This window comes from Mariniflexile jejuense, from assembly GCF_042675665.1.
Lineage (GTDB): Bacteria > Bacteroidota > Bacteroidia > Flavobacteriales > Flavobacteriaceae > Mariniflexile > Mariniflexile jejuense.
Map to the genome: position 1 here is coordinate 219,536 of NZ_JBHTJI010000001.1, position 25,683 is coordinate 245,218.

Annotated in this window: 21 protein-coding genes and 1 pseudogene; 2 read left to right on the plus strand and 20 right to left on the minus strand. The window is 29.4% G+C overall.

Going from position 1 to position 25,683, the window contains the following annotated elements; translation table 11 throughout:
* Positions 1-211: 211 nt before the first annotated feature.
* From ACFQ1R_RS00930 to ACFQ1R_RS00960, 7 genes are all read right to left on the minus strand, one after another.
* A complete protein-coding gene (locus ACFQ1R_RS00930; RefSeq protein WP_379924210.1) occupies positions 212-1,258 on the minus strand; it encodes an ATP-grasp domain-containing protein in 1,047 nt (348 codons plus the stop codon).
* Between the two features lie 12 nt (positions 1,259-1,270).
* A complete protein-coding gene (locus ACFQ1R_RS00935) occupies positions 1,271-1,903 on the minus strand; it encodes a sugar transferase (protein WP_379924211.1) in 633 nt (210 codons plus the stop codon).
* A gap of 20 nt (positions 1,904-1,923) precedes the next feature.
* Positions 1,924-3,177 carry a hypothetical protein gene (locus tag ACFQ1R_RS00940; protein ID WP_379924212.1) on the minus strand — a complete coding sequence of 418 codons (1,254 nt, stop codon included), beginning with the start codon at positions 3,175-3,177 and terminating at the stop codon, positions 1,924-1,926.
* A gap of 223 nt (positions 3,178-3,400) precedes the next feature.
* Positions 3,401-5,164 carry a NeuD/PglB/VioB family sugar acetyltransferase gene (locus ACFQ1R_RS00945; RefSeq protein WP_379924213.1) on the minus strand — a complete coding sequence of 588 codons (1,764 nt, stop codon included), beginning with the start codon at positions 5,162-5,164 and terminating at the stop codon, positions 3,401-3,403.
* A 1-nt stretch (position 5,165) separates the two neighbouring features.
* On the minus strand, positions 5,166-5,777 hold the full coding sequence (locus ACFQ1R_RS00950) for a sugar transferase (RefSeq protein ID WP_379924214.1): 612 nt from the start codon (positions 5,775-5,777) through the stop codon (positions 5,166-5,168).
* A gap of 28 nt (positions 5,778-5,805) precedes the next feature.
* Entirely contained in the window at positions 5,806-6,963 is a 1,158-nt protein-coding gene (locus ACFQ1R_RS00955) for a glycosyltransferase family 4 protein (RefSeq protein ID WP_379924215.1), read from the minus strand.
* 220 nt (positions 6,964-7,183) lie between these two features.
* Positions 7,184-7,933 carry a hypothetical protein gene (locus tag ACFQ1R_RS00960; protein ID WP_379924216.1) on the minus strand — a complete coding sequence of 250 codons (750 nt, stop codon included), beginning with the start codon at positions 7,931-7,933 and terminating at the stop codon, positions 7,184-7,186.
* A 699-nt stretch (positions 7,934-8,632) separates the two neighbouring features.
* Here ACFQ1R_RS00960 and ACFQ1R_RS00965 point away from each other — a divergent pair.
* On the plus strand, positions 8,633-8,830 hold the full coding sequence (locus tag ACFQ1R_RS00965) for a hypothetical protein (protein WP_379924217.1): 198 nt from the start codon (positions 8,633-8,635) through the stop codon (positions 8,828-8,830).
* Between the two features lie 874 nt (positions 8,831-9,704).
* Positions 9,705-11,696: a hypothetical protein gene (locus ACFQ1R_RS00970; protein WP_379924218.1), complete on the plus strand. Its 1,992-nt coding sequence runs from the start codon at positions 9,705-9,707 to the stop codon at positions 11,694-11,696.
* Between the two features lie 45 nt (positions 11,697-11,741).
* On the opposite strand, the gene ACFQ1R_RS00975 is transcribed toward ACFQ1R_RS00970, so the two are convergent.
* The 13 genes and pseudogenes from ACFQ1R_RS00975 to ACFQ1R_RS01035 form a co-directional block, all read right to left on the minus strand.
* The gene (locus ACFQ1R_RS00975; protein WP_379924219.1) at positions 11,742-12,470 is read right to left on the minus strand and encodes a DUF2194 domain-containing protein; all 729 of its coding nucleotides are present in this window, start codon (positions 12,468-12,470) and stop codon (positions 11,742-11,744) included.
* A 5-nt stretch (positions 12,471-12,475) separates the two neighbouring features.
* Positions 12,476-13,570 carry a glycosyltransferase gene (locus tag ACFQ1R_RS00980; RefSeq protein WP_379924220.1) on the minus strand — a complete coding sequence of 365 codons (1,095 nt, stop codon included), beginning with the start codon at positions 13,568-13,570 and terminating at the stop codon, positions 12,476-12,478.
* A 162-nt stretch (positions 13,571-13,732) separates the two neighbouring features.
* Positions 13,733-14,623, minus strand: coding sequence for a glycosyltransferase family A protein (locus tag ACFQ1R_RS00985; protein ID WP_379924221.1), 891 nt, complete (start codon positions 14,621-14,623; stop codon positions 13,733-13,735).
* Positions 14,624-14,633: 10 nt separating this feature from the next.
* Positions 14,634-15,638, minus strand: a complete 1,005-nt coding sequence (locus tag ACFQ1R_RS00990; RefSeq protein ID WP_379924222.1) for an EpsG family protein — start codon at positions 15,636-15,638, stop codon at positions 14,634-14,636.
* Positions 15,639-15,747: 109 nt separating this feature from the next.
* Positions 15,748-16,332, minus strand: coding sequence for a hypothetical protein (locus ACFQ1R_RS00995; protein ID WP_379924224.1), 585 nt, complete (start codon positions 16,330-16,332; stop codon positions 15,748-15,750).
* Between the two features lie 2 nt (positions 16,333-16,334).
* Positions 16,335-17,453: a glycosyltransferase family 4 protein gene (locus ACFQ1R_RS01000; protein WP_379924225.1), complete on the minus strand. Its 1,119-nt coding sequence runs from the start codon at positions 17,451-17,453 to the stop codon at positions 16,335-16,337.
* Positions 17,450-18,568: a glycosyltransferase family 4 protein gene (locus ACFQ1R_RS01005; protein WP_379924226.1), complete on the minus strand. Its 1,119-nt coding sequence runs from the start codon at positions 18,566-18,568 to the stop codon at positions 17,450-17,452. The genes ACFQ1R_RS01000 and ACFQ1R_RS01005 overlap by 4 nt, the downstream gene beginning before the upstream one ends.
* Before the next feature lie 19 nt (positions 18,569-18,587).
* Positions 18,588-20,072, minus strand: a complete 1,485-nt coding sequence (locus tag ACFQ1R_RS01010; protein WP_379924227.1) for a glucosamine inositolphosphorylceramide transferase family protein — start codon at positions 20,070-20,072, stop codon at positions 18,588-18,590.
* Positions 20,073-20,100: 28 nt separating this feature from the next.
* Entirely contained in the window at positions 20,101-21,210 is a 1,110-nt protein-coding gene (locus ACFQ1R_RS01015) for a polysaccharide pyruvyl transferase family protein (protein ID WP_379924228.1), read from the minus strand.
* Complete coding sequence (locus ACFQ1R_RS01020) at positions 21,200-22,375, minus strand: glycosyltransferase (protein WP_379924229.1); 1,176 nt, start codon at positions 22,373-22,375, stop codon at positions 21,200-21,202. Before ACFQ1R_RS01020 ends, ACFQ1R_RS01015 begins: the two co-directional genes overlap by 11 nt.
* A gap of 11 nt (positions 22,376-22,386) precedes the next feature.
* Positions 22,387-23,025, minus strand: a complete 639-nt coding sequence (locus ACFQ1R_RS01025) for a CatB-related O-acetyltransferase (RefSeq protein ID WP_379924231.1) — start codon at positions 23,023-23,025, stop codon at positions 22,387-22,389.
* Position 23,026: 1 nt separating this feature from the next.
* A complete protein-coding gene (locus tag ACFQ1R_RS01030) occupies positions 23,027-24,208 on the minus strand; it encodes a glycosyltransferase (RefSeq protein ID WP_379924232.1) in 1,182 nt (393 codons plus the stop codon).
* Positions 24,205-25,611: pseudogene (locus ACFQ1R_RS01035) on the minus strand (lipopolysaccharide biosynthesis protein); the annotation flags it as partial. The pseudogene ACFQ1R_RS01035 and the gene ACFQ1R_RS01030, both read right to left, overlap by 4 nt.
* Between the last annotated feature and the right edge of the window lie 72 nt (positions 25,612-25,683).

Here is a 25,683-nt window from a genome sequence, read left to right on the forward strand (position 1 = left end):
CTTATGTTATTATGTCCTGATTTATTTATTAAAATACATAAATCATAAATTAGAATGTTTTAAAATACTGATTTCTAATAGTATAAATATCAATATTTACAATACCTTCAGCAGCTCTAAGTTAAAAAAAATACTACTAATATTAGAGGTATTGTTATGCATTTCGTTAATAGGTAATTTCCTAAGTTTAAGTGTTAAGTAAATTTATTCATTAACTCATTTTAATACTAGTTACTTCATTAACATGTAACAATCTGTCACATTTTGAAAACACAACACCACTTTTATAGTTTACTAAATGTGTAAGACTTTCACTTTTTTTACCTTTTAACCACTCTAGAATTATAGCAGCTATATTAACACCTGCTTCATGCGAAAATGGATAGCCGCCTCCAAAACGTGGATTTATTTCAAGCAGATAATATGTGTTTCCAACAAGAAAGGCATCACAATCCATATTGCCTATGTGCTTTAATTCTTCAGCAATTTTTTTTCCAAGTTGTTCTATGCGGCTATCTATTACGGATACAGCTTTATCTGTTTCACCAGAACGCATAGCCAGTTTTAATCTAGCATAGGTACCAAAATAATTGCCTTTTAAATCGTTTACTATGTCTAAACCATACTCACTACCTTCAAGTTTTTCTTGAATTAGAATTGCATTTTTAAAATCTCTTTTACTTACGTTATCTAGTATAGTTTTTTTTATTTTTATTCTTTGCAATTTGAATGCTAATTTTAATTCTTCTAGTGTTTCAGGAAACTCTATACAAATTGATCCAGTTCCCCATCGAGGTTTTATTACTAGTGGGTATTTTAATTCGCCCGCGTTAATGGCTTTGATAGCATTTTTAAGATTTGTATATGTTTTTGGGGTATGTATGCCTAAGCGTTTGGCCAACTTAAAGGTTTTTAATTTATCAAAACCAATATCTATAACTTCTTCGCTTGATATAATTACTTTTACGCCTTCTTTTTTTAAAGCTGCTTTGTTTTTTGATAATATAGGAAGCTCTAAATCGTTTAGTGTAATAAGTGCAGTAACGTTGTTATTTTTGCATATTTCAATTAATGTAGGTATGTATGTGTCGCTATAAATATTGGGTGTTTGCATTGCAATATCTGCATCTACAAGAGCTGGTGCTAGTAAATCTTGATCTGCTGCAATAACATTGCCATTACCATTTAGTGCCTCTTTAAAGTAATTAATTAAATAATTACGCCTACCTGCACAAGTGAATAGTATATTCTGTTTCATTATATAGGTACATTAATTAATTTTAATCGTTTTGTTTTTTCTTTCATCGTCTAAATCAAAAATACCAGAAACCTCATCTATTGCAACATCTTTTATTAAAATTACTTTTTGAATTGTTTTTAATAAAATTTTTATATCTAAACTAAGTGATAGGTTTTCAACGTATTCAATATCTTTTTTTAATCGCATATCCCAACCAATAAGGTTTCTTCCAGATATTTGTGCTAACCCTGTAATGCCTGGCTTTACGGTATGTCTTACTTGTTCTTTTGCAGTGTAATATGGTAAATATTTCATGTATAGTGGCCTTGGCCCAATTAAACTCATATCTCCTTTTATAACATTTATAAGTTGTGGAATCTCGTCTAAAGATGTTTTTCTTAAAAAGCCACCTAGTTTTGTTATTCTATCTGCATCTGGTAAAAGCATGCCATTTGCATCTTTTAAACTGTTCATGGTTTTGAATTTTATTATTTTAAATTCTTTTCCGTATTTTCCTGCTCGTTTTTGGTAAAAAAATGGTGCTTCGTTATGTACTATTCTAAGTAGTATATAAATTAAAACCATAACAGGGAACGCTATTATTAACCCTATGGCTGCAGCAACAAAATCTATAAGTCTTTTAATTATATTTTTATATAGCATTTGTTATTTGTAACTATTGTTTAATTTAAAACGTAGGTGGCAATTAAATCATTAATAGTTTGCCTGTGCCTAATGATATTATATACATTTTCTGTATTAATTGATATAATTGCGGGTACGTAATTTATAAAATTTGGTGTTTTTACTATGGTGTAACCACCTACATTATTTATTTGAATAAAATCATTTACGCTAGGGTTGTTAATTGATACATTGTTAAGTACTAGGTCTTTTTCCATGCATGTTGAACCTACCACATCAAAATTTTCGTTATTATTTGTGGTTTTAGTTTCTTTTGATATTAATTGAAAGGGTAAGTTTATTTTATGAAATGTAGGTTTTATATTGTACACACCACCTTCAATTAGTAAAAAGTTTTTATTTCGAATTTTTTTAATATCCATTATTTTTGAAACAAAGGATAGGGCATTTGATACTACAGAAACGCCTGGTTCTAAAATAACGTAAGGTTGGTTTTCTGTAAACCATGCATCTGTTTTTAATTGGTTAAAAATTGTAGTTGCATAGTCTTCAAATGTAGGCGTTGTTTGGTTTATTAAGCCTTTAGGCATAGGGCCAAAGTAGCCACCACCTATATTAAAATACTTAATATTATTTAAATTGTAATGGTTTCTAACGTTGCATAATGTTTTGGTTATCGTTTCAAAATTTTTTAAACTTCTATCGGATGATGATGTATGCCCATGCAAGGCATTAATAACAACTCCAAGATTATTCAATCGGTTTATTGCGTTTAAAAATTCGGCATTTGTTGTATCAAAACCAAATCGACCTACATCTAAACCTTCTTGTATAGCCGATTCGCCATCTTTATTAACTAAAGACATATTAATACGCAAGCCTACTTTAAATGTTTTTGAAGGGTATTTTTTAACAATATTTTCAACACTATCTAGCTCGGAATAAGAGTCTAAATTTATAATGCTGTTTCCTAAAAGGGCTTTTTCAATATCTTTTTCTTTTTTTAAAGGCCCATTAAAAATTATTTTATCAAAGTTGTATCCTAATTTTAATGCTAATTCTAACTCCATTTCTGATACTACTTCAGCATAAATACCATTTTGTTTTGCAATTTGGCATAATTTAGGGATGTAATTTGTTTTATACGAATACCCTATAATGACTTTATTGTATTGTTTATGAAATGCCGATTGTAAATCTTGAATATTTTTTAGGTAGTTTTCTTCGTGCAATACGTAAAATGAATCGCCTAGTGTTTTAGAAATTGCAAGTAATAAATTGTAATAACTCATTCTAAGTTTCAAATATTTATTTGAAATGTGTTAATTATTTTTTTATTCAAAATTTTAAAAATGATGAATACTTTAAGCTATTACTCTTTTTGATTAGGGAAAACCAAAAGGTTTATGTCAAATATATTATTATATTTTTTAATTAAATAATAAGCATAAAAACTTTATGACTTTGTAGCTTATTTTAACACATTGGCAACATTTTGTTTGTGGCTGATAACAATTACAAACTTATGTTTAAATCTTCTAAGGATCTATAAAGTGGAAAAAAATCGGACTCTGAATTTACACCTTTTTTCAATACCAACTCATTATATATTTCTTCATTAACAATAAACTTCCAAAGATCAAATTCTTTGAAATCTTTTGAAAAGGATGATTTAAAATTAAACAATGAGTCGTTATCACTACCACCTAAGCCGCCACCCAAATTAAAAAATTTACAGCCTCTTTGAGATGCTATTAGTCGCATTTCATCAATCAACAATTTTGTAGGGGTTAGATGTAAAAAATCGTTTTTTGTTCCAGATAAATGGTATTGCACAATGCCATTTGTTAAAATAAACTGGCATCCAGCTATTGTTTGCCCTGTTTCATTGTCTATAGCCAATAAGATTTCAGATTCAAAATCATCACTATTTATAATTTTATTAAAATAGGCATCACTAAAGTAATAATATCTTTTTGCATGCACTCTATCCATGTTTTCAAAATAAATAGCTTTAAACTCATCAATATCGTTTTGTGTTATTGCTTTTTTTATAGAACACATTCGTCTTGCCTTGTTTATATGTGTTTTTAAACGGCTTTGGTAATTTTGCCGTTGAATATTACAATCTTGCAATAAATTTATATTTACAACTTTACCTTGGTGGTAAATTGATCCAATACCTTTAAGTGCCTCATTTTGGCAAGTGAAAAAGGGATTTAATCTTGAAAATATGGATACAAAGTTGTTTTTTATAAAATATTCAATTAAGCTTTTTTTGAAATTCCTATTGTCAAAAGATTTTAAATCGCATTTACAAATAGGTCCTGCATAGCCATAAACTGAGGTTGCATCTTTATAATTGGTACCTTGAATATCTCTAACTAATAGAGGTAAGGCTATCATTGTATCTTTCTCGGTGTATTTTATTAAAATTGGAATTTCGTTTTCAGATTTAGATAGCGTATGATAATCGTAGGTATGATAAAAATCGTATGCCTCTATTTCTTTAAGTAAATTATCCCAACCCGTTTTTCCTGTAATAACTTCTAAATTAATTTGATTGGTAGTTGAAAACTTTTCTTTTGCAAAATATTCAACATGGTACAGGTATTTTTCACCTTGCTTAATTGATTTTATAACTTTAGCAGGTACACCATAAGCCATTTTATAATCTCCAATATCTCTATTTACCATGGCAGCAGCACCTATTACAGAATGCTTACCAATGGTAATATCTTGTATAACTCTAGCACCCAAGCAAATAGCACTGTAAGCTCCAATTTTTACATTACCACCTACTGTTGCATCAGGTGCTAAGCTTGAAAATTTATGAATAACACTATCATGGTCTAGTGATGATTTTGTATTTAGAATGCAGAAATCGCCTATTTGGCAATCAATATTAGCAATAGCTCCGGGCATTATTACAGTACCTTTTCCTACTTTCACATTTCTACCAATAGAAGCCATGGGGTGGATGGCTGTTATGAACTCAAACTCGGGTATTACGCTAACAATTTTGTCATACATTTGCCTGCGTATCCAATTATCGCCTATGGCTATAATACCAGCTTTAAAATTGAATTCCTTCATTAATATAGGCAAATCATTTTCTGTGCCTAAAATTTTATAGTTTAGAATGGTATAGTTTTTTGGTTTAAAACTATCTATAAGGCCAACAATGGTGTATTTGTTTTCTTTTTCAATTATATCAATAACTACTTTTGCATGCCCCGATGCACCAAATACAATGATATTTTCTTTTTGTGTTTCCATATTAGTTAACACTATTTCCTTTAAAAAGTGGCATATTCAAGGTTTCTGAGCTATTAACACCTTCTTTTTTAATTACCCGTTTGATTGTAAGTAGTATGATTTTTAAATCTAAACTAAAGGACTGGTTTTCAACATACCATATATCTAAGTCAAATTTTTGTTGCCAACTAATTGCATTTCTGCCATTTACCTGCGCCCAACCTGTTATTCCTGGTTTTGTTTTGTGTCGTGTTTTTTGTAAGTCGTTGTAAAAGGGTAGGTATTCTACTAACAGCGGTCTTGGGCCTACTATACTCATATTGCCTTTTAACACATTGATAAGTTGTGGGATTTCGTCAATTGAATACTTTCTAATAAAATTACCAACACTTGTAATACGCTGTTCATAAGGTAATAAATTACCATTACTATCCTTTTTATCGTTCATTGATTTGAATTTTATTATAGAAAAAATTTTTTCGTTCTTTCCAGGGCGTTGTTGTAGAAAAAAAGGTTTGCCATGGTTACTAAAAAAAAGCCATATAGTTACAATTAAAAAAATAGGTGCTAATACTAACAAGCCTATCAAAGATAAACAAAAATCAATTAGACGTTTAAAAAAAAGTAGGTACATATTTTGGTTTTAATTGGTGTGTTTTGTGTTATGGTTTAAGTAACTTTTGATATTCTTCTAAAAGGGCATTCCATACGAACTGTTGTTCAAATTTAGATACTATTATGTTTCGAGACGTTTCACCCATTTTTACTTGTTGTTCTTTGGTTAGGGCATACATGTTTTTCATAGCATTGTATAATGCGTCTGTATCTTTAACAGGTATAATGATGCCGTTTTCAGGTTGAGAAATAATTTCGTTACAACCATTAATATTGGTTACAATACAAGGTAATTTCATGGCTCCAGCCTGCATAACCACATTAGGAAACCCTTCTCTATAGCTAGGAAATGCTAAACAATTTGATATTGAAAAATAAGGTCTTACATCATCTACCCAGCCCGTAAATAAAATGTTTTTATTTCCCTTGATTGTGGTCATAGTTTCAGGAAGTAATGGGTCTAAATTGTCCTCGTACTCTCCAATAAGCATTAATTTGATGTTCGTATTATTTTCTTCTAATAATTTAAAAGCATTAATTAATTCGTTAATACCTTTATCTTTTACAAGTCGGCCAACAAAGCAAAAAACAAAATCTTCATCACTAATATTTAAATTCTTTTTCAAGGATTTTTTAGTTTCGTAATTGAAATGCTCAGGACTAAAATGTTTTGTATCTATGCCATTGGAACTCCCATTAGCCAAAACCGATAATTTGTTTTTAGTTGTAAATTTTTGTTCTAATATAATGTCATATAACCCAAAAGAATTGGGATATACTTTTGTTGCACAGCTGTATGTTAATTTTTCGACAATATTTAATATAAAACGTTTAAACCCTTTAGCTTCTAACAAAGGTAAACCTGCAACTGTATGCAATCGGTTAGGAACACCAGCTAATTTAGCGGCAATCATTCCTAGAGTACCTGCTTTTGGAGTATGCGTATGTACCATCTCAGGTCTTTCTTTTTTAAATATTTTATAAAGGTTAAAAACACCAATTAAATCTCTATATGGTGTTATCTTTCTAGTCATCTCAACAGGTATCGTTTTTACGCCCTCAAGTTTTCCAATTTCATCTAAATATCCATCAAGACTTGATGCTATACCTATCATTTCATAATGTTTAGACATAAACTTTAACTGTCCTTTAAGTAATCCACGAAGTGATGCAGCTACAGTTGTTATTCGAATTATTTTTTTCATTCTTTGCTTTGGAGCTAATTTTGTAAAAACTCAGTCAAATATATAAAAGTATTTTATTGTTTAACAGAAAGTCTGTTTAGTGCCTGTTTTTTGCGATGATTGGATTATTTTGTTTAAAAGTTTGAATGTTTTAAAGTGGTTATTCTGTAAAAAAAAATAATAGCTTGCAACAACAGGCTACAAGCTATCAATTAATCAAAAGGTTGTTAAAGATTTGTGTTTAAATGATTTCTAAAATATGAAGCACATTGAACGCACCATTATTTAATGCATATTGTACACCGTTTATTTCCTGATAGAAACTCATTTTAAACAAAAATAGTGTTTGTCCGCTACCTGTTGGTACACTTGGTGGTATTGCCGTTACCGTTGTTACCGTGTTGTTTAATGGTAGGTTAATTTCTGAACTAAATTGCAATTCTTTTTGGTTTAATTCAAAATTTAAAAGGGCAACACCAGCTGTAAAGCTTACGTGGGTTGCTCCACTAGGTGCACTTATTTGCTGCTTAGGTAATAAAGTAGGAATGTTTATAGCTCCTGTTATTAAATCCAACTCGTAATCGGCTAAAAGCACCGAATTTAAGTTTGCCCCACTATTAAAGTCAAACCCACGCAAACTAGTTTTTCCTTCTGGTGTAGCTAAGCCAGTAGCTACATTTCTATTACCTCTGGTAGAACTTGTATCGGTATTTTTAACTTGTCCCATCACCTTCATAAGGCGTGCCGTAACCGTTGGGTCTTTAATATCGACCAGCATTGGTGTAAGTGTTTGTCTTAATAGTTTACCGCTTTTAGCTATGCTACCAAATTCGGTTCCATTTTCGCGTGTTCGCACAAATGCAGGATCGTTTTCAATTCTACTTTTTGATATACCACCTTTGGTACGAACTAAGTAGCCATTTTTTCCTTTGTAGAAGGTCATACCATCTAAGGTTCCTTCAATTTTAATAAGGCTTTTTAATTTTGCCATGATTTCTAAACGTTTTATGAGTCCGTTATTTTTAAGACTCGTGATTATTATTAAACTTTTTTGCAAACAGCTACTAAATTTTTAAATGAGCTCCTTTAAGCCTTTGGTATTTCTGAATGACTTTTCAAAAGTATGGGGTGTTGTTTTTTGGTTGTGTAAAATTTGGTATTATTGGCTTTTTAATAATTTTTAGTTGTTTTATGTGAAAATTGCTGTATTTGTAAATTCTGGAATATTTGGCGATTTTGCTGTTTTCTGGCGTTTTAGGAATTTTAACATTGGGTAACCTTATCTATGCCTTATCTACGCTTTATCTACGCTTTACCTAGGAGGTTGGGTAAGTTTTGCTACGTTATAGTCGAGGTAACTTTTAAGTAAGTTATTAACAAATTGTTGGCACTTGTTTTATAAAACACATTTGCACATACCTATTATTTACTTTGTTTTTTTGTTTGATTTTTTGTTTACAACAACAGGCCAGTGCTGAGTTTTCATTGTTTTTTAACGCATCTATTTAATTGTGAGATTAATATCAATTAAATGTTAAGAACTTATACTAAATGTTTATAAGTCTTTTTGTGTTAATATATTAATTATGTTTAATTTTGAAGCACATTAATTAACTAATAAATATGATTATGATTACTACAAAACCCTTTAAAAACCCCGTTTACGAACGCCATAAAAACATTAATAGCAATGAATCGATTCTGTATTTATCCCAAAGAAATTTCAATTATTCTAGGTAAGAGTAATTCTTATTCTAGTAATTTAGTACGTACCATTAAGGCAGTTAACCTTATTACTTCTCCAAGACCTATTACCATTAAAGAGTTTTGTGATTATATGGATTTGCCATACACCGAAGTATGCGCTATGATTAATAGTAGTAAATAGGCTTAAACCCTTAATTAATTCCATGACATTTTTACCCTCGATATTTCATTGTAGGCTGCGACCATGTGGGCGTATGCTAGCTTGATTTAGGATAGGTATGGTGCATTAATTTGTAGTATATTCATTCTTATCTATAAACGATTGCTTTATCAGGACTGTCTCGATACGGGCTATTTGGCTATACCTGTAAAAATAATTCATAGTAATTTTTTATGTATTATTTATTGAAAGATTGCTTCCTTCCTCGCAATGACGGAAGAATTATTATTTAGTGTTTTTTGATTTGGCATTACTTATTGTGAGATTGCTTTATCTGGACTGTCTCGATACGGGCTATTTGGCTATACCTGTAAAAATAATTCATAGTAATTTTTTATGTATTATTTATTGAAAGATTGCTTCCTTCCTCGCAATGACGGAAGAATTATTATTTAGTGTTTTTTGATTTGGCATTACTTATTGTGAGATTGCTTTATCTGGACTGCGCTCGATACTGGCTACTTCGCAATGATGGTAGGAGTGTTAGGTGATTAATTACTTTAATTGGCAAAACTCCTAATGCCTAAAAATACTTTGTTATTTGCTACTTAAAAAGTTATTAGCACTTATTAACAAGTAGTTAGCTATTTCATTTTTCTGTTTATTTTTGCATTTCAAAAAAAAATTTTAATAAAAAACATCCAAATATTAAAGTGCCTCGTATATAGGTTTAATTCAATATAAAATTCAGATTATCGATACAAAACTACATTTTAACGATTATTTTTTGAAAATAAAATAGCATTTCGTCGAAAAAACAAATCACTTCGACGATGTTTGTAAATTAAATTTTAATATTGAATACTTTAATAATAATACCCCAAACAGAGAACTTATGAAAATGATTATTAAACCTATGTTTTTTATTTTTAGCATGATGCTATTATTAACCTCATGTAACAATGAGGAATTATTTGTAGAAGATACTGCTATAACCGAACCAACAACACCTGAGGATACCACTTCAGGAACTGATGATACATCTATTCCATCACCAGTAACAACACCATGTGATTTTACTTTAACATCGGTACAGCCTAATGCCACCGTCATTATTAATTGTGTTATGGATTTGGGAGGCAATACCATTACTTTACCATCAGGTGTAACACTGGTATACGAAGGTGGTGATATTGTAAATGGTACCCTTAAATTTGCTGATAATACCACTATTTCTGGTGAGCTTTTAAATAATACCTTAACACTAACAGGTTCTAAACCTATTATGAAAGATCCTGTTTTTGATTTTATACCAAGTCGATGGGGTATTGTTGAAGGAAATGTTCCAATGAATGTTGCTAAACAAAACAGTAATATCATTCAATCTATTATTACAAAAATAAAAAGTTTAGGGGTTAATACCCTTAAAATAGACAAACTAGATGCGTTTTTCTATGGTACTACTGGTTATGAAAACCACAATATTATTTTACCTTCCAATTTTAATTTGGTTATGACAGATAATACCCATTTAAGAGCTTTTCCATCTGTAGATAGTTATGCTACGTTTTTAATCATTATTCAAAACGTTGAAAACGTTACTGTTACTGGTGGTCATTTACATGGCGATAGAGATTTATATGATAGAAAAGATAATTTACCCCCTAGCCATACCATAAGAATCAAGACAGGTATTAATATACTAATAGACAACGTACACATGAGTAATGCTACAGAAGATGGTTTAGCTATTGAAAGTTATCGATTAGCATATGACCCACTTTATGTTCCTTCTAGAGACATAAAGATAACAAACTGTATTTTTGATTCGAATAGAAGAATTAATTTTACAATTACTGATGGTAGAAATATTGTTGTTGAAAACTGTACTTTTATTGATGGTGGTATAAACACCGAGAAATCAAATGCAGCTGCACCATCTAGTAATATTGATATTGAACCTTTAAAACCTTATCAGATAGTAAATAACGTTGTTATTAGAAATAGTAAACAATATGTTAGAGACATATCTAAAAACCCAAATGCAGGAGGTTTTTTAATTTCACATGGTGACGGACCCATAATTATAGAAAATAATGAAATGATAGATTGTGGCGTTTCTTATCATACAGTGAATGGGGTAATCATTAGAAATAATATTATTACTAATGGTAGTATTGGCGCTGGAAGTGCAGAAACGCATAATAGAACGGATATTGTAAAAAACGAGGTTTATGGTAACACTGTTAAAACGAAAGAAATAGCTATTAATGTTGCTGGGAATGGGGTGAATGTTCATGATAATTACTTTGAAGGATCGATAGGTATATCTTTAGGAGCAGGTTCAGTTGATGAAGCTAAAGGTCTTTCTAACTCAATCATATCTAATAATATAATAAAGGCGACAAGCAGAGCAGTATTATCAATGAACACAATGGAAAATGTAACTCTTTCAGACAATACAATAAATATGCAGCAAGGCGCCAATTTTGCCCTTTCTTTGGGTAATATTTGGAATAAAACATCAGATGCCAATTTTATTGTTCAAAATAATACAGTGAGAGGTTTTAAAAGTAGTTCTACTACAGGAGCACCAACCAATTCAATTTATGGAAATTCAATTAAAATATTAAATAATGATTTTGGTGATGTGCAATTAGAAGGGGCAAAGAATATAACTTTGATGAATAATAAAATTGATGCCAATATTGGAGAAAGTGGCGTATTATTTTATACAGATGCACCCAATAGTGTTATTAAAGATAATATCATTACTACCTATCCTTCCAAAACGCCATTGAACGTACAATGCATTAAAACGGCAGCTAACGTTAGTCTATCAACTTCTGTTATTATAGAAAATAATAATACTTGTAATGAAAAATAAGATGGTAAGTGTTGTAAAAAAGGAGGTTTTTTTAAACCTCCTTTTTTATCTGAATAACTTCCTAAACTTAAAGTAGCAATATGACAATAGCTTATCTGTGAGTAACTTATTTTTTACATTCGCTAAATCTAAATTGTTAAACGAATAAAACTGATTTTTATTGGGTTTTATAAAACTTTCTAAATGCTTAAAATCTGTCTCATTCATCGTGTTAGGATGATAGCAAAAAGTATACGTACCTGAGATAGGTATGTTTCTTACAGCTCCAACTTGTTGGGGTATAAATATAAAATCGTGTTTTTTATAAGGATACCTTGCCATTGTATCTGAAATGATTCTAATAGAACTTTCGTTTTTTAAGGCTTTTAACGTGTTTAAATCGAAAGTGTGACTGGGCGCTACAAATATTTTAGGGTTAAATCCTTTTTCTTTTAGTTTTGTAAACCCTAGTTTTATTTTAGATTTTTGAATGTTTAATGGGAGTCCAGCAAATTCTGATCGTTGGTGGATGGGATTAATACCGCCTTGATTTGTTCGATATACATGGTCATTACCATGTAATCCTATTTCCCAACCTTTTTTTTCTAATTTTTTTAGCCATAGCCAAAAATTTTCATTGGGAGGATCTATTTTTTGAGAAGTGTCTTCATTATTAGGTATAACAGCTATTAATGGTTTAATTTGATATTTGTCGAACAATTTTTCAATGCTAAGCCATTTTTCCCAATTCATCGTTTCACAAGCATCATCTAATCTAATTAAATATTTTTTCATTATACTTAAGATTTTAATACCTCTTTAAAGAGTGCTATTTGTTTGTTAATTGTATGTGTTATATTATAGTGATTGGCTCTTTCCATGCATTTTGCAATTACCTCATTATAGTGTTTGGTATTTGTTAATAATGTATGTATTTCTAAGGCTAAATTCTCATAATCATTGATATTGCATAGTACACCAGCTCCTTTAACAATATCTCCTAAACCTGGCGCATTAGTTGCTATAAAAGGTTTACCCGAAGCCATTCCTTCTATACAAGATAGCGATAATCCTTCGTGATGCGACGACAAAATAACGATGTCTGCTGTTTTTAATAAGTTAAAGACATCCATTCTAATACCTAAAAAAAGAACCCTATGTGCTACATTTAATGCTTTCGCTAAGTCTTGACATTCTTGTTTTAGTGGCCCATCACCAACTAATAATAACACAATATTATCGGGTAATTTTGTTAATGCTTTGATAATTGTTTTTTGGTCTTTAGGATAGCGAAACGATGCTACTTGTATCAATAATTTTGTTTTATCTGTAATGGGTACACCAAACTGAAATTTAGATATGGGTTTGGCGTTATGTATTATATCTAAATTGACCCCATTTTGAATTAATTCAAACTTATTTTCATGATAATTTAGATGTTTTTTAATATTGGCATCTACTTCGGGTGCAATGGTTATTATTTTGTTATATGCTCGGTAAACTAATTTGTCTAAAAGTTTAAATAGGCTTTTGTTTCTTCTGTTATTTGATGTACTATGTTCCGTATAAATTAATTTGGTTTTTGAAAAACTGAGGTATTTTGCAAAAGCTACCCAATATAATGCAGGAAAAATGTGTACATGCACTATATCATATTTTTTTAATAGCGGTATGATTTTAAAAATTAATAATGGATTATAAACCGATGTATTGCTTAGCACATACATTTTACAACAATTCGTTTTACTTAAAACCTGAAAAAAAGGATGTTGTGTGCCATTTAAAACGGCTACATCAGATGCTACTCCAGCTTTGTTTAATAAAGGTACTGTCTCTAATATTAGCTTTTCAGCACCTCCTGTGGCCAGACTATTGATTAGTTGTAAAACTTTCATTATTATATATGTTTTTAAGACTTACCTATGCGGTTCTTGATACAAAATGCTCCATACCTACACATTTCACTCGAACTGATAAGGTTCTTGATACCATTTTTTACGTTCCTCAAAAAATTAGCTGAACTGACGTTTTATTGTTATTTGTTTTAGTGCTGTTTTTTAGTCTTTAATTTTAAATACTATATACATATGTAAGACAATCCCAAAGGGTAGTGCCAAAAGTGTTATTAATTTTTTAGGATTATGTTTATTAAACATCCATTTTTTTAAAAAAAGGCAAGACGACACGTAATGCATAGCCCTTGTAAAGGTGTAAAAAAAACTTTTAGAATAGGTCATTTCTAAAACTCTAGAATATAAAAACCCATTGGGGCTTTTTTTATATTGTTTTAAAATATTTTTAGAAGACCCATCTTCAAGATATTCAATAATACAAAACACCTTATTAGTACATATATATTTATAGTGCTGGTCAATCATTAAATATAATGTGCCAAGTGGTACTAAGCGTTCACTAGGATTTATAGGGTATGGTGGAAATTGCTTTACGACGTCGGTTTTAAGCACTACTTTTTTATCACCTTTAATTTTATTTTCCACCTCTAATTCAGACAGGGTTGCGTATTTAAATGTTTCAGGTATTTTTTCAACAATAGTACCGTCTTTAAAAGCGTCTAAACCAATGATGCCTGCTAGTTTAAGTGTTTTATCTCTAGTTTCCCAAAGCTTTTCTATGTTTTCAATAGCATCTATAGGCATGAAATCATCAGAGTCAATGCATACGTTAAGCTCTGTATCAATTAAGCTATAAGCGGTATTATGACCTCCATGCATGCCCTGGTTATTTTGATAATGGTATTTTATATCAATTTTTTCTTCTTTAATCCATTCGTTTACAAGTGCTTTGGTAGTATCTGTAGAACCGTCATCTATAATTAACCATTTAAAATTTTGCGAGGTTTGATTTACTAAACTGTTATAGCAATTACCTAAACAAAAAGCTCTATTAAACGTTGGTGTAAAAACGGTAATCATTTTGTTTTTTGTCATAAATTTACATTTAATCTAACCCTTTGTAATATAGATAATACATTAGGTAGGTGAACATGAAATAGGCAACTATAATTTTACCTATGATGATGTGTTGGTTTTTAAAAAACTGTTGTTTAAGTAGTGGGTAAATAATAACAATAGCCATCATGAACCAAGACAAATAGGCAAACCTGTTTGAAAAGTTAGCCTTTATCACTAGCACCCAAAAGCCATTACAAATTAAATACGTGTTTAATAATCTATTATAATACTCATCCTTAAACTCTTTTTTAATAACAAAATACCAACCAGCAAATACGGCAAATGCGCTGTGAAATAAAAAATCCCATCTAAAACCTGTGCTTGAAAAACTGCCAGCATCGGCTTCTCCTGTTAAATATCCTGTAAGCCTATCATCTCCAAACCCTAAACTTGCAAATACATTAATCCACACACTGCCCATTAATAATGACAATGGAATGGTTACTAACCAGCCTTTAAAAAACACTTTTGGATTATTGTAAAATCCTGTTATTACATAAGCCATGATAGGTAATAAAGCGGTTTTATGAAACATGGTAGCCACTAAAAAACACAGTATCATGACAGGTTTACGTTCTTTATAAGCAATGCCCCATAAAAACAAAGATAAAGCAGCACCATTTCTTACACCATTGACGGCATAGGTATAGAAGGAAAAAGACACTACAAACATAATAAAGGCATAATACCAATATTTAGAAAACAATGCTTTAGATATTCGATACATTGGGTAAATATAGATAAAGGCACAAATGGTGAAGAACACATGAATATCAACTATTTGAGACATGAATTTCATAAATACATGCCAATAATAATCGGCTTCATTACCAATGCTTTCTCCTAATTTATATTTATTAAACGCTACATTATAATTTACCGTATCGCCAAAAGCTCTATGTATGGGGCGCATGCCTAAATACACGATTAAAAAGACTAATAATACAAACCCCGCCACTTGTATGAACGCTATGTTTTTTTTATCATCCATTTTTAAGACATATGTATGTAGCATGGTAAGTAACACCAAACCCAGGCATAAGTTTAGGTATATGTTATAATAATCTTTAATTGGTACAAAATCAAACATGTAATATTCTCTATTTATAGATTAATTTTTTGCCATCTTTTTTAATTATTCTTGCAGGGTTACCCACTACAACGCAATTATCTGGAATACTTTTAGTAACCACAGCACCTGCACCAATACTGCAATTATTACCAATACTAATATCGCCAATAACAATAGCACCAGTATAGACGGACACGTTATTCCCAATTGTAGGCCGTTTTCCGTTAATTTCTCCAATAGTGACCAAATGATTCACATAAAAATTTTCTCCTATACTATTGGCATTTAGTATGGTACAATAGGGATGCCCTGTTAGTATACCACCTTGTAGTTTTGTTGTTATATCAATTACAAAACTTGCGTCTTTTGGACAATATATATTTAATAGGTGTTTAACCATACTATTAATTCTAAAATAAAATATGGTTCTAAAATCTTTTGAATATGTTAAGAAATGTAATAATAATTGAACGTTTGATTTGCTTATCTCCTTAGCATCTGCCCAACGTTGCAAATCGTGGTTTATAAGCTTTTTATTACTGCTGTAGTTGTAAACCAAAAGATGTGGTATTAAAAGTAATTTATAAAGTGAAAACAATAATACTTTCATCATTATTATTTTTTTAGAGTATTAAACATAGCAATCCATTGTTTCATAACACTATCCACTTGATATTTTGATGCATTGGTGCGTGCATTACTTCCAAACATTTTTAGTTTTGGTGGATTTTCCAACATGTTAGTAATACTTTCAGCAAATTCTTGATTTTTTCCCATTGGTATTAATACCCCATTATCACTATTTATAATATTTCTAGGCCCATTAGGACAATCAAATGATACAATGGGTAAACCGCAAGCTTGCGCTTCTAACAATACTAAAGGAAAACATTCATTATCTGATGTCATTACAAAAAGTGCAGCATTTAACATTTTTTCTTGTATGTTATCTGTTGCTCCTTTTAAATAAATACTTTCGGTTAAATTTTTATCTATTATTTTTTTTTGTAATTGCTGCACATAGTTCTTTTCACCATCACCATAAATATGTAGCTGTAAGGTATTATTATTTTTTTGAACCAATTCCCAAATATCAATGAGCACATCAAACCTTTTTACAGGTGCTATTCTACCTGCCGAAATCACAATGTTATTTTCTAATTTCGAAGTTGTTTCAGGAAAAAAGGTTAAAGGATTTGGTATAACAAGCGTATTGTTTGAATTATAATAGGTAGCCTCATCAGGATTTAACACTATTAATGTGTTATATTTAGTTTCAACATAATCGGCGAATTTAAAGAACAGCCGCTTAAAAATACTAGTAGGATTTTCCTTTTTTTCAATTTCAATGACTTTCGAATAATGAAATTCTTTTATTTTAGAGATATGCTTTGCTACAAAAGGCATGAAATAGGTATCGGCACTATGGCTGCAAACAACTACTATATCTGGCTTGATATTATTAAGTGTTTTAGAGATTTTTTTAATATGCCTTGGTATTTTGAGAAGGTTTATAGGATGAAAATACGATTTGTTTCTATGATAATTTATTTCTATATCTTCAAATATGATATTAGAATTAAATTCATAACAAGGCTTTTTAAATTTTTGTTCGGTGGTTACTATAAAAATCTCATACTCTTTTAAGTTAGATAGATAGTTGGCTTTAATGGATAATACACGCTCTATGCCTCCATGTAGATACACCTGATCTATAATAAAAACGACTTTCATCTTTCAATATTTATTAGTTGCGTAAAGAGATTGTCCCATTGTGGCACTATTTTTTCAGGCAAATAACGCTTTACTAGCTCTCTGGCATTTGCACCAAATGTTTGGCGTAAGTTTTCATTTTCAATTAAGCTTATTACTTTGTTAGCAAACTCAATACCATCGCCATTTGGTACTAAAAACCCATCATTTTCATGATTTATAATGTCTGACGGCCCAAAAGGACAATCGTATGATACACAAGGCACACCATAAGCCATTGCTTCCGTTAATACCATCCCGAAACCTTCATAACGCGATGCCATGGTATATATAGAAGCCTCTTGATATTTTTCGCCAATATTTTTTTCGGGGGGAAAAAACGATACCGAATTGATAATATTAAGTTTTTTAGCCAATTCCAACAAGCCTTCTTTGGGGTCGATTGTACCATAAATTTCAAGTGTCCAATCGGGGTGTTTCGTATTAATCTGCTTCCAACTTTGTAATAACCTATCGTATCCTTTTTGAAAACAATGTTTACCTACTGCTATTACTTTTTTATTTTTTAAGGTTGATATTTTGCTAGGGTAGAAGGATAGTGGGTTTGCAATGACCATCACATTTTGTAATGGCCATTCTTTTAAATTACCATTAGTTAAAACTACAAATTTATTATAACTGAGCGCCCCTAAATGCATGAGCGTAAATACTATTTTTAGTTTTAATTTTTGTAGCCAGGTTTGTTTATCGGATTTAATTTCGATGTTTTTAGACACATGACGTTCATAAACCATTGGGCAAGGTTTATTTATAAACCTTGGCACGAATAGCCCTTTTAAACCATCATCGCATACTGAAATGATATCTGGTTTTATAGTTTGTACTGCCTTTTTTAATCCGTTTGTGTATGCCATGAAATAGGTAAACTTACTTCCTGTTGCTTTGATATCATGAAACTTTAACAGCTTACTAAATTCGTAAAATACAGGAAGATTTCCTTGATTTAGTGTTACAATGTGCACCTCATAATTGAGTTTTTCGGCTAGGTAACTTGCTTTTATGGATAACACCCGCTCCAAACCTCCTGAACCACAAATTTGATTGGTAATATATAGCAGTTTTATTTTATGTTTCATTATTTAAGGTTGTTACAAGCTATTCTAAGGTTAAAACATCAAACACCTCTAGGTTATTATTTTTATTTAGAGTATGCATGCCTACAAATTTGTTAGGAGGCATATGCTCATTTACTTTTACTTCAACATACTCGGTAGTACTTAATAATTTAACCTCGTTAAACACCAAATTTTTACCATAGCCATTTTTGCAATTTTGAGAAACCCGATATAGTTGGTTATTTTCAAATAAAAAATTACCCGCGTTTCTTGCTAAACTAGCATCTGTTACTATTGGGTTTTTACTATGAGGCTGCCAATTGGTAGAAAATAAATCATTTGCGTAATAGGCATATAATTTTTCATTATTATCGTATTCAAAATCTTCTATTTTATTCGCAAAAATCCAATATAGATTATTGTGATAAATCCAAACAGCATCCAATAATTTTATATGTTCCATGACATGATGTTGGAATTCCCATTGAAAAGGAAACTTTGTACATTTATATAATTGTAGTGTGTTATTTTGACTGCTTTCAGGTATCATATAGTATTGTTTATCAACACTAAACACGTTTGGGAATGATAAGTGATACGTTGTATTTAAAATATCTTCTTTTTGTGTGATTTCTAAATTTTCGTTTAATACGATACATGAAATTTTACCCAACCCATCTTTTTTTAACTCTTCAAAATAAATTACGGTATTACCATTGGGGTCGTTTATTATAAATGGGTCTGCCCAAAATGACTTTATTGGTTGTTTTATGAAAGTAACAATGTCATTTTTTTTAATTGCTAACTTCCAGTTTAATTGTTGACTGCTTAATTTTCTACATAGAATTTTAAAGCATAAGCCCAAGTAATAGAAGATTATTTTAAGTTTTAAACTTAAATTGATGTGATATTTTGATGCAAAGTTTTGTAGTTTTTCTGAAGCATCTCTTTTTATATTTTCTTGATTTTTTAAAAATTTCAATACATATATAGCAGCATTAAATGTTATTTTATGCGTATTGTTTTTAATACCTATTTCGGTATTAAATTGTACAGTTTCTATATTATTCCAATTTTGCGACGTGGAGGTGCGATATAGTACACTAAATACACTTGGAATATTATTTAAAACAGCTTTGATATTTTCGAGATAATGTATGTTTAAAGCTAAAAAGCCATTTTTTGTATATTTACTAAAAGCCGATACATCAAGCCAAGGTTTCTCAAAAACAATCCAATCACTTTGGTTTAAGTCCTTAAAATGCGTTTTAATTTTGATTTGTTGATACTCGTTTGTTTTTTGTTGAATATCTACTTTTTGTAAGGGGTTTAATTTAAAATTTGAAAACTTGCTATCTAAATAATCAATCCATTTATTAAAAGTAAACACTTCATTATATTGGTATTTTTCATTGCTATATATAGTAATTTGTACATGAGGTAATTCCATTAGAATTTGTTCTATACATTTCCAATAGTATAAATGAATATTGTTTGAGCCCGTAATAAATGTGATATTTTGCATGTTTGAATCTAAACTATTTAGGTATTATTTAAACTTTTAACGCACTATCTAAAAATTTATATGATACATTTATTAACTTGTTTAATTCACTTTCTACAATGCTATAGTTTATACTATTTAAATTATGATTTTTTAGGCTTTCAGAGTCTGTAATAAGTAAATGCTTTTGATTGATAGAATCTAATAAATCTCTCATTCTTGTATTAATTTTATCATGTCTATTAAAAACAACAAAATCTTTTTTGAAAATTATTGAAAATGCAACCGCATGAAATGAATTTGATATCACAAATTCGGCATTTTTTACTAAGGATAAAAACTTAATTGGACCTTCTAGGAAATAATTTCTATCGGCATATTTTATATTTTGATTAACAGTAATAATTTTCCAACCATAATCTTTTTTATATTTTAATGCCATATTTTTTATTAGTGGATTCGAATCAAAATCATATATAAAAATGTATTTGTCCGATTCTTTTGGAATTGTAATAAGCTCTTCCCATTTACTTGATTCTATCAAAAAAACTGGGTCTAAAACTTGAGTTACATTTTTTATTCCTAAGTTTTCTAGAATATTTTTTCCAGAAGATTCTCTAACCGAAATGAAGTTAATGCGTTTAACTTTTTCTTTGACGAATTCCTTAATGTTCTCTTCCAATTTATCAATGGCGAAACTAGCAGCATAAGAGATTTTCAATTTGTCTGAAGGTACAAAATCAAGATAATAAGCAGGGTCTTTTCCATTTTCAAAAAATGAATTCCAAATTTGGTCACTTCCACAAATATAGACATCTGCATTTGGCAAGTTGTTTGTAAGTTGTTGATTACATTTATACTGAGTGTTAGTACTTTTAATAAATTTCTTAGAAAATTTATCAAACTCCCGCTTTCTCTTTAAATGAATTAATCTTGAAGGCAGTTTTAATAAAATATAAATATACTTTAAAAGAATATTTTTGTTAAAAACCTCATTAGAAACACGAAACAAATTGAAATGATTGCTATCGTAATGAGGTCTGTAGTTAATTGCTTCCACATCATGCCCTAAAGCTTTTAAATGCTTTAAAAGTGCAAATTCTTGTAAACTTGCCCCATAATTGTAAACTTCATGGCATGTTATTGTTTTAATTTTCATCTATAGATTTGTTAAGTAATAATTTTATTTTATTAAGTGAATCTGCTTTACTTGTGTTTGGCTTTTTATTTAAATTATTAACAAAACTATTTCTAAGTTCACTATTTTCTAATAAACGAGTAATGTCTTTAGCGATAGCTTTGGAATTCATTTCACATATTAAACCAGTTTCTAGATTTTTAATTATGGTGTGTGCAGTTGGAAAATTAGTGGTAACTATCGGTTTTTTTAGTATTGCTGCTTCAATAACAGTGAGACCTAATCCTTCAAACAAAGAAGTTTGTACATAAACATCACAAGTTTTGATGAAGGGATATGGATTTTCATTATAACCTAAAAGAATAAAATTGTCTTGTAAATTATTAGCTTTTATTAAATCATTAATGTTATTTTTTTCTGGTCCATCACCAATTACAAACCATTTTATTTTTTTGCCACTATCAACTAATATTTTACATGCACCAATAGCTAAATCATAACCTTTGGCTTTAGCTAAACGACCAACGGTAAGTAATTTAATGTGATTTTTACTATCAACAAAATTTAAACCATCATTTTCCAAACTCATAATTGCAATTAATTTTTCATCGGAAATATCTTTTATCACTGATGTTTTTAAGTTTTTGTTTGTTTTTTGTACTTCGCCTAAAAATGATATTTCACATTCTGAAGATACACATATAATTTCATTAAAGTTATTATATAAATTATAATCAAAACCTATGTTGTAGCCTGCTTTTTTATAATCAGTATTTAACCAAGCATATTTTATATTTGATTTTATTTTTTTCGCTACATAATAGGTTGCAAAACCTTGATTATAAGCTATTGCGATATCATACTTTTTATTATCTTCATTTATTAAAGATTCATATATTTTCCAAAAAATTTGTGCTGGGTGATAGTTTTTATTTTTTAAAAGTTTACTTGCTATAAAAAAGAAAACTCTTTTTTTAAATTTGTTTATTTTATTGGAAGACTTAAAATATTTTTTATAATGTACATTGATGCTTTTAGGTACAAATTTTTCAAATTCACCACCTTTGTTAAATAAAATTAAATCAACGTTTAAATTAGTTAAATTAATATTTTGAAGTAAAGTAGTTAAACTTTTTTCTGCACCACCGCATTGAAGAGATTCTATTACAAAAACAACATTTTTCACTATTTCTAGATTTATTTTATATAATACTTGTTAGCAAAGCTCTCTGCTGATAAATTAAAGTCATCAATTCGAGATTGAATAATTTCTAAATCCCAGTCCCACCATGCAATTTTGTTTAATTTATTAATAACTTCTTCTGAGTGCTTAATTTTTATGATTTTAGAGGGACAACCGACAGCAATTGAATAATCTGGAATATCTTTGGTTACTACTGCATTTGCACCAATTGTTACACCATTCCCAATTATTACACCAGGCATAATGATTGCACTCATTCCAATCCATACATCATTGCCAATAGTAATTCCTTTTTTCTGCTTTATTTCTTCTAAAACCTCCTTTTTTAGTCGTCCATTAGGAAGGATTTTCTCATTTTTGAATAGATTGTCAATTAATGGAAAATTAGTAACTTTAGAGCTATTATGATATCCTTCGTCTACTATGAATCTAACATCATTGGCTATGCTACAATATTTTCCTAAAATTAATGGTGCATTAGACCATCTCCACACTAAAGCACCGTTATCATAAGTTCTTAAACCTCTTTGAGTGAATTTGTCATTTTTAATTAAAACATAATCCGTTTTGTCTAAAAGCATCTGATAATCAAAGCCTAAAACACGCCACAAGTAATATCTAATTTTTTTCATCTTAATTTTTAACTATATTAAAAAATAGATTAATCCATTTTTTTCCAACCGTTTCCATTTGAAATTGATAACTACTTTTTACAGCATTTAGAGCCAATTCTTGACGATTTTTTTTGTTATCAATTAAATATTGCACTTTTTGTGAAAACATACCCAAATCCATATCATTAATTATGAATCCATTTTCTCCATTTTTTATTATTTCATGTAAAGATGCAAATGTATCCATAGAAACCGCGACACAGCCAGTTTGAAGAGATTCTGTCAAAGTCATACCCCATCCTTCCATAGCCGAAGTCATTAAAAAAATGGATGCATCTTTATAAAAAGGTAAAGGGTCTTGTATTCCTAATAATTCAATCCTTTTTAAATTTCGTTTTTGAATTAGTCTTTCATAATAGTTTTTGTCTGGACCATCTCCAATTATTAATAAATTCCAATCTTCGTTTTTTTCAACTAAAGTTTCCCAAATTTTGATTATTAAACTTATTCTTTTATGAGCTTCTTCTAACCTAGCAGCCACTAAAATTGTATTATTTTTCTTTTCAATGTCGGCTTTAGAGGCAAAATATTTAAATGAAAGAGCATTTCCTATCGCTGTAATTTTTTCTGTACTTGAGAGATTATAGTAGTTCTTAAAATCATTTTTAAAATTATTTGATAGCAAAACAAACGCATCTGAATAATTATATCCTAACTGAAACGTTTTACGAAAAGTTAAAATTTTATGATAGCGATAAAATGGAAAAAAAATAATAATTATGTATAAATATATTTTTTTTAAAATTCTTTTTTCAATTTCCAATTGTTTTAAAATCCCTCTCCTAAGTACTAAAATTTCATGACCAGGCTTTGAATGATAAGCACAAATAATTTTGCAATTAGTATCTTTTACTGCTCTTTTTCCAATTATACTATACCAAGGACCTCCTGGAAATAAAACAATGTCTATATTATTTTTTAAAATAATTTCTCTTAATCGATGGTGGTTCTCGATGACAAAACTATATTTTGTAGTATTGTCTATATTATCAACATATTTATTAAATAAAGTATAGCAATCAATAAGAGGTTGTGCTGAAAGGTATTTAACCAAATTAACTGTAGTTCTTTCCAAACCACCATGAATTGATGAGAAAATACCATTTGATGCTATTAAAATCTTCAATTTTTGTGATTTCATCTTTTTTTAATTAGTAAAATTATTTCTTTTAATGAATCAAATTTAAGTATATAAGTAATTACTATAAACAATGCACTGCCTAATAAACTTCCTATAATTAAGCTCATTAAATCCGAAGAGAATATGATTTTTGTATAATAATTAAAAATAAAAATTAAAAAACCACATGACAAGGCCACTAGTATAGTAGGCATTATATCCTTTATTTGTTCTAACACATTATAATTTAATAAATTACCAGAATAATGAGTATTAATAAAAAAAGCAGTTATAGATAAAAAAACACTGCCGTATAAAAGACCATAAATTCCAAATTGAAATGTAATGCCAACAACTAAAATTATAAGTATTTTCTTTACTATTTCTAACTTTAGGTAAAGATCACTCCTTCCTTTAATTTTTAAGATATTTAAATTATAAGAATGAATTGGGTACAGTAAACCATTAAAGCATAGTATTTGGAAATATGGAACAGCTGGAAGCCATTTATCCGTTAGCAATAATCTAAATAATGGTTCTGCCAAAACACCCATAAAAATTAAAACAGGTGATATAACATAAATTACCATCTGCATTATTTTCTTATAAACATTTTTAAGTCTAATATTATCATTTTGTATGCTCGAAAACATAGGAAATGCAACTTTGTTTATGACGTTTGTAATGTTATTTACAGGTATTTGTTTAAGTGATTCAGCTCTATTATAATAACCTACTTGAACTAAGGGAAAGTAACGACCAATTATAATTGTATAGACATTTAAAAAAATAATATCTAACAAACTTGAAAGCGTAAGTTTATATCCATAATTAAAATGATACTTGAATTTATTCCAATTAAAGGTAAATGAAGGCCTCCATTTAGTAGAATACCACAATTGAAGATTACCAACTATTGTTCCAGCAATAGTATTCCAAACCAAACTCCAAACCCCAAACCCATAGTAAGCCAATGTAATACCTGTGATACTTCCAACTATTAAAGAAGGGATTCCTACAACTAATTGAGTTTTAAAATCCATTTTTTTTAATAGTCTGGCTAGCTGCACTGATGAAAATGCATCTATGATGAAAGTTAAGCAGTATACTCTAATAATTAGTATTAAAACATTTTGATTATAAAATGAAGCAATAAAAGGAGCTAAAAAGTAAAAAAATAAATATATTAGTAAGCTTCCAATTAAATTAAAAAAAAAGACAGTAGAATAATCTTCGTTATCAGGGTTTTCAGTTCTAATTAAAGATTGACTTAAGCCACTGCCTATTAAGGTATGTCCAATACCCATAAAAATTCCTATCATTGCAATTAAACCAAACTCAGTAGGCAAAAGTAAACGAGCCAAAATTATTGAAACTACGAAAGAGGTTATTTGAGAACTGAACTCTTGAACAAATGTCCAATAAACTCCTGATAGAACCTTTTTTTTTTAATGTCATTTTTTTATTTTTTATTTTTTATTTTTTATTTTTAATTT

Excerpts from the sequence above, each read along its gene's own strand:
- ACFQ1R_RS00990 (WP_379924222.1), bottom strand. The coding sequence starts at position 15,638 with ATGGATGATAAAAAAAACATAGCGTTCATACAAGTGGCGGGGTTTGTA.
- ACFQ1R_RS00950 (WP_379924214.1), bottom strand. The coding sequence starts at position 5,777 with ATGTACCTACTTTTTTTTAAACGTCTAATTGATTTTTGTTTATCTTTG.
- ACFQ1R_RS00935 (WP_379924211.1), bottom strand. The coding sequence starts at position 1,903 with ATGCTATATAAAAATATAATTAAAAGACTTATAGATTTTGTTGCTGCA.
- ACFQ1R_RS01010 (WP_379924227.1), bottom strand. The coding sequence starts at position 20,072 with ATGCAAAATATCACATTTATTACGGGCTCAAACAATATTCATTTATAC.
- ACFQ1R_RS01015 (WP_379924228.1), bottom strand. The coding sequence starts at position 21,210 with ATGAAAATTAAAACAATAACATGCCATGAAGTTTACAATTATGGGGCA.
- ACFQ1R_RS00940 (WP_379924212.1), bottom strand. The coding sequence starts at position 3,177 with ATGAGTTATTACAATTTATTACTTGCAATTTCTAAAACACTAGGCGAT.
- ACFQ1R_RS00955 (WP_379924215.1), bottom strand. The coding sequence starts at position 6,963 with ATGAAAAAAATAATTCGAATAACAACTGTAGCTGCATCACTTCGTGGA.
- ACFQ1R_RS00970 (WP_379924218.1), top strand. The coding sequence starts at position 9,705 with ATGAAAATGATTATTAAACCTATGTTTTTTATTTTTAGCATGATGCTA.
- ACFQ1R_RS00980 (WP_379924220.1), bottom strand. The coding sequence starts at position 13,570 with ATGAAAGTTTTACAACTAATCAATAGTCTGGCCACAGGAGGTGCTGAA.
- ACFQ1R_RS01005 (WP_379924226.1), bottom strand. The coding sequence starts at position 18,568 with ATGAAACATAAAATAAAACTGCTATATATTACCAATCAAATTTGTGGT.
- ACFQ1R_RS00975 (WP_379924219.1), bottom strand. The coding sequence starts at position 12,470 with ATGAAAAAATATTTAATTAGATTAGATGATGCTTGTGAAACGATGAAT.
- ACFQ1R_RS00985 (WP_379924221.1), bottom strand. The coding sequence starts at position 14,623 with ATGACAAAAAACAAAATGATTACCGTTTTTACACCAACGTTTAATAGA.
- ACFQ1R_RS00960 (WP_379924216.1), bottom strand. The coding sequence starts at position 7,933 with ATGGCAAAATTAAAAAGCCTTATTAAAATTGAAGGAACCTTAGATGGT.
- ACFQ1R_RS01000 (WP_379924225.1), bottom strand. The coding sequence starts at position 17,453 with ATGAAAGTCGTTTTTATTATAGATCAGGTGTATCTACATGGAGGCATA.
- ACFQ1R_RS00945 (WP_379924213.1), bottom strand. The coding sequence starts at position 5,164 with ATGGAAACACAAAAAGAAAATATCATTGTATTTGGTGCATCGGGGCAT.
- ACFQ1R_RS00965 (WP_379924217.1), top strand. The coding sequence starts at position 8,633 with ATGAATCGATTCTGTATTTATCCCAAAGAAATTTCAATTATTCTAGGT.
- ACFQ1R_RS00995 (WP_379924224.1), bottom strand. The coding sequence starts at position 16,332 with ATGATGAAAGTATTATTGTTTTCACTTTATAAATTACTTTTAATACCA.
- ACFQ1R_RS00930 (WP_379924210.1), bottom strand. The coding sequence starts at position 1,258 with ATGAAACAGAATATACTATTCACTTGTGCAGGTAGGCGTAATTATTTA.
- ACFQ1R_RS01030 (WP_379924232.1), bottom strand. The coding sequence starts at position 24,208 with ATGAAATCACAAAAATTGAAGATTTTAATAGCATCAAATGGTATTTTC.
- ACFQ1R_RS01025 (WP_379924231.1), bottom strand. The coding sequence starts at position 23,025 with ATGAAAAAAATTAGATATTACTTGTGGCGTGTTTTAGGCTTTGATTAT.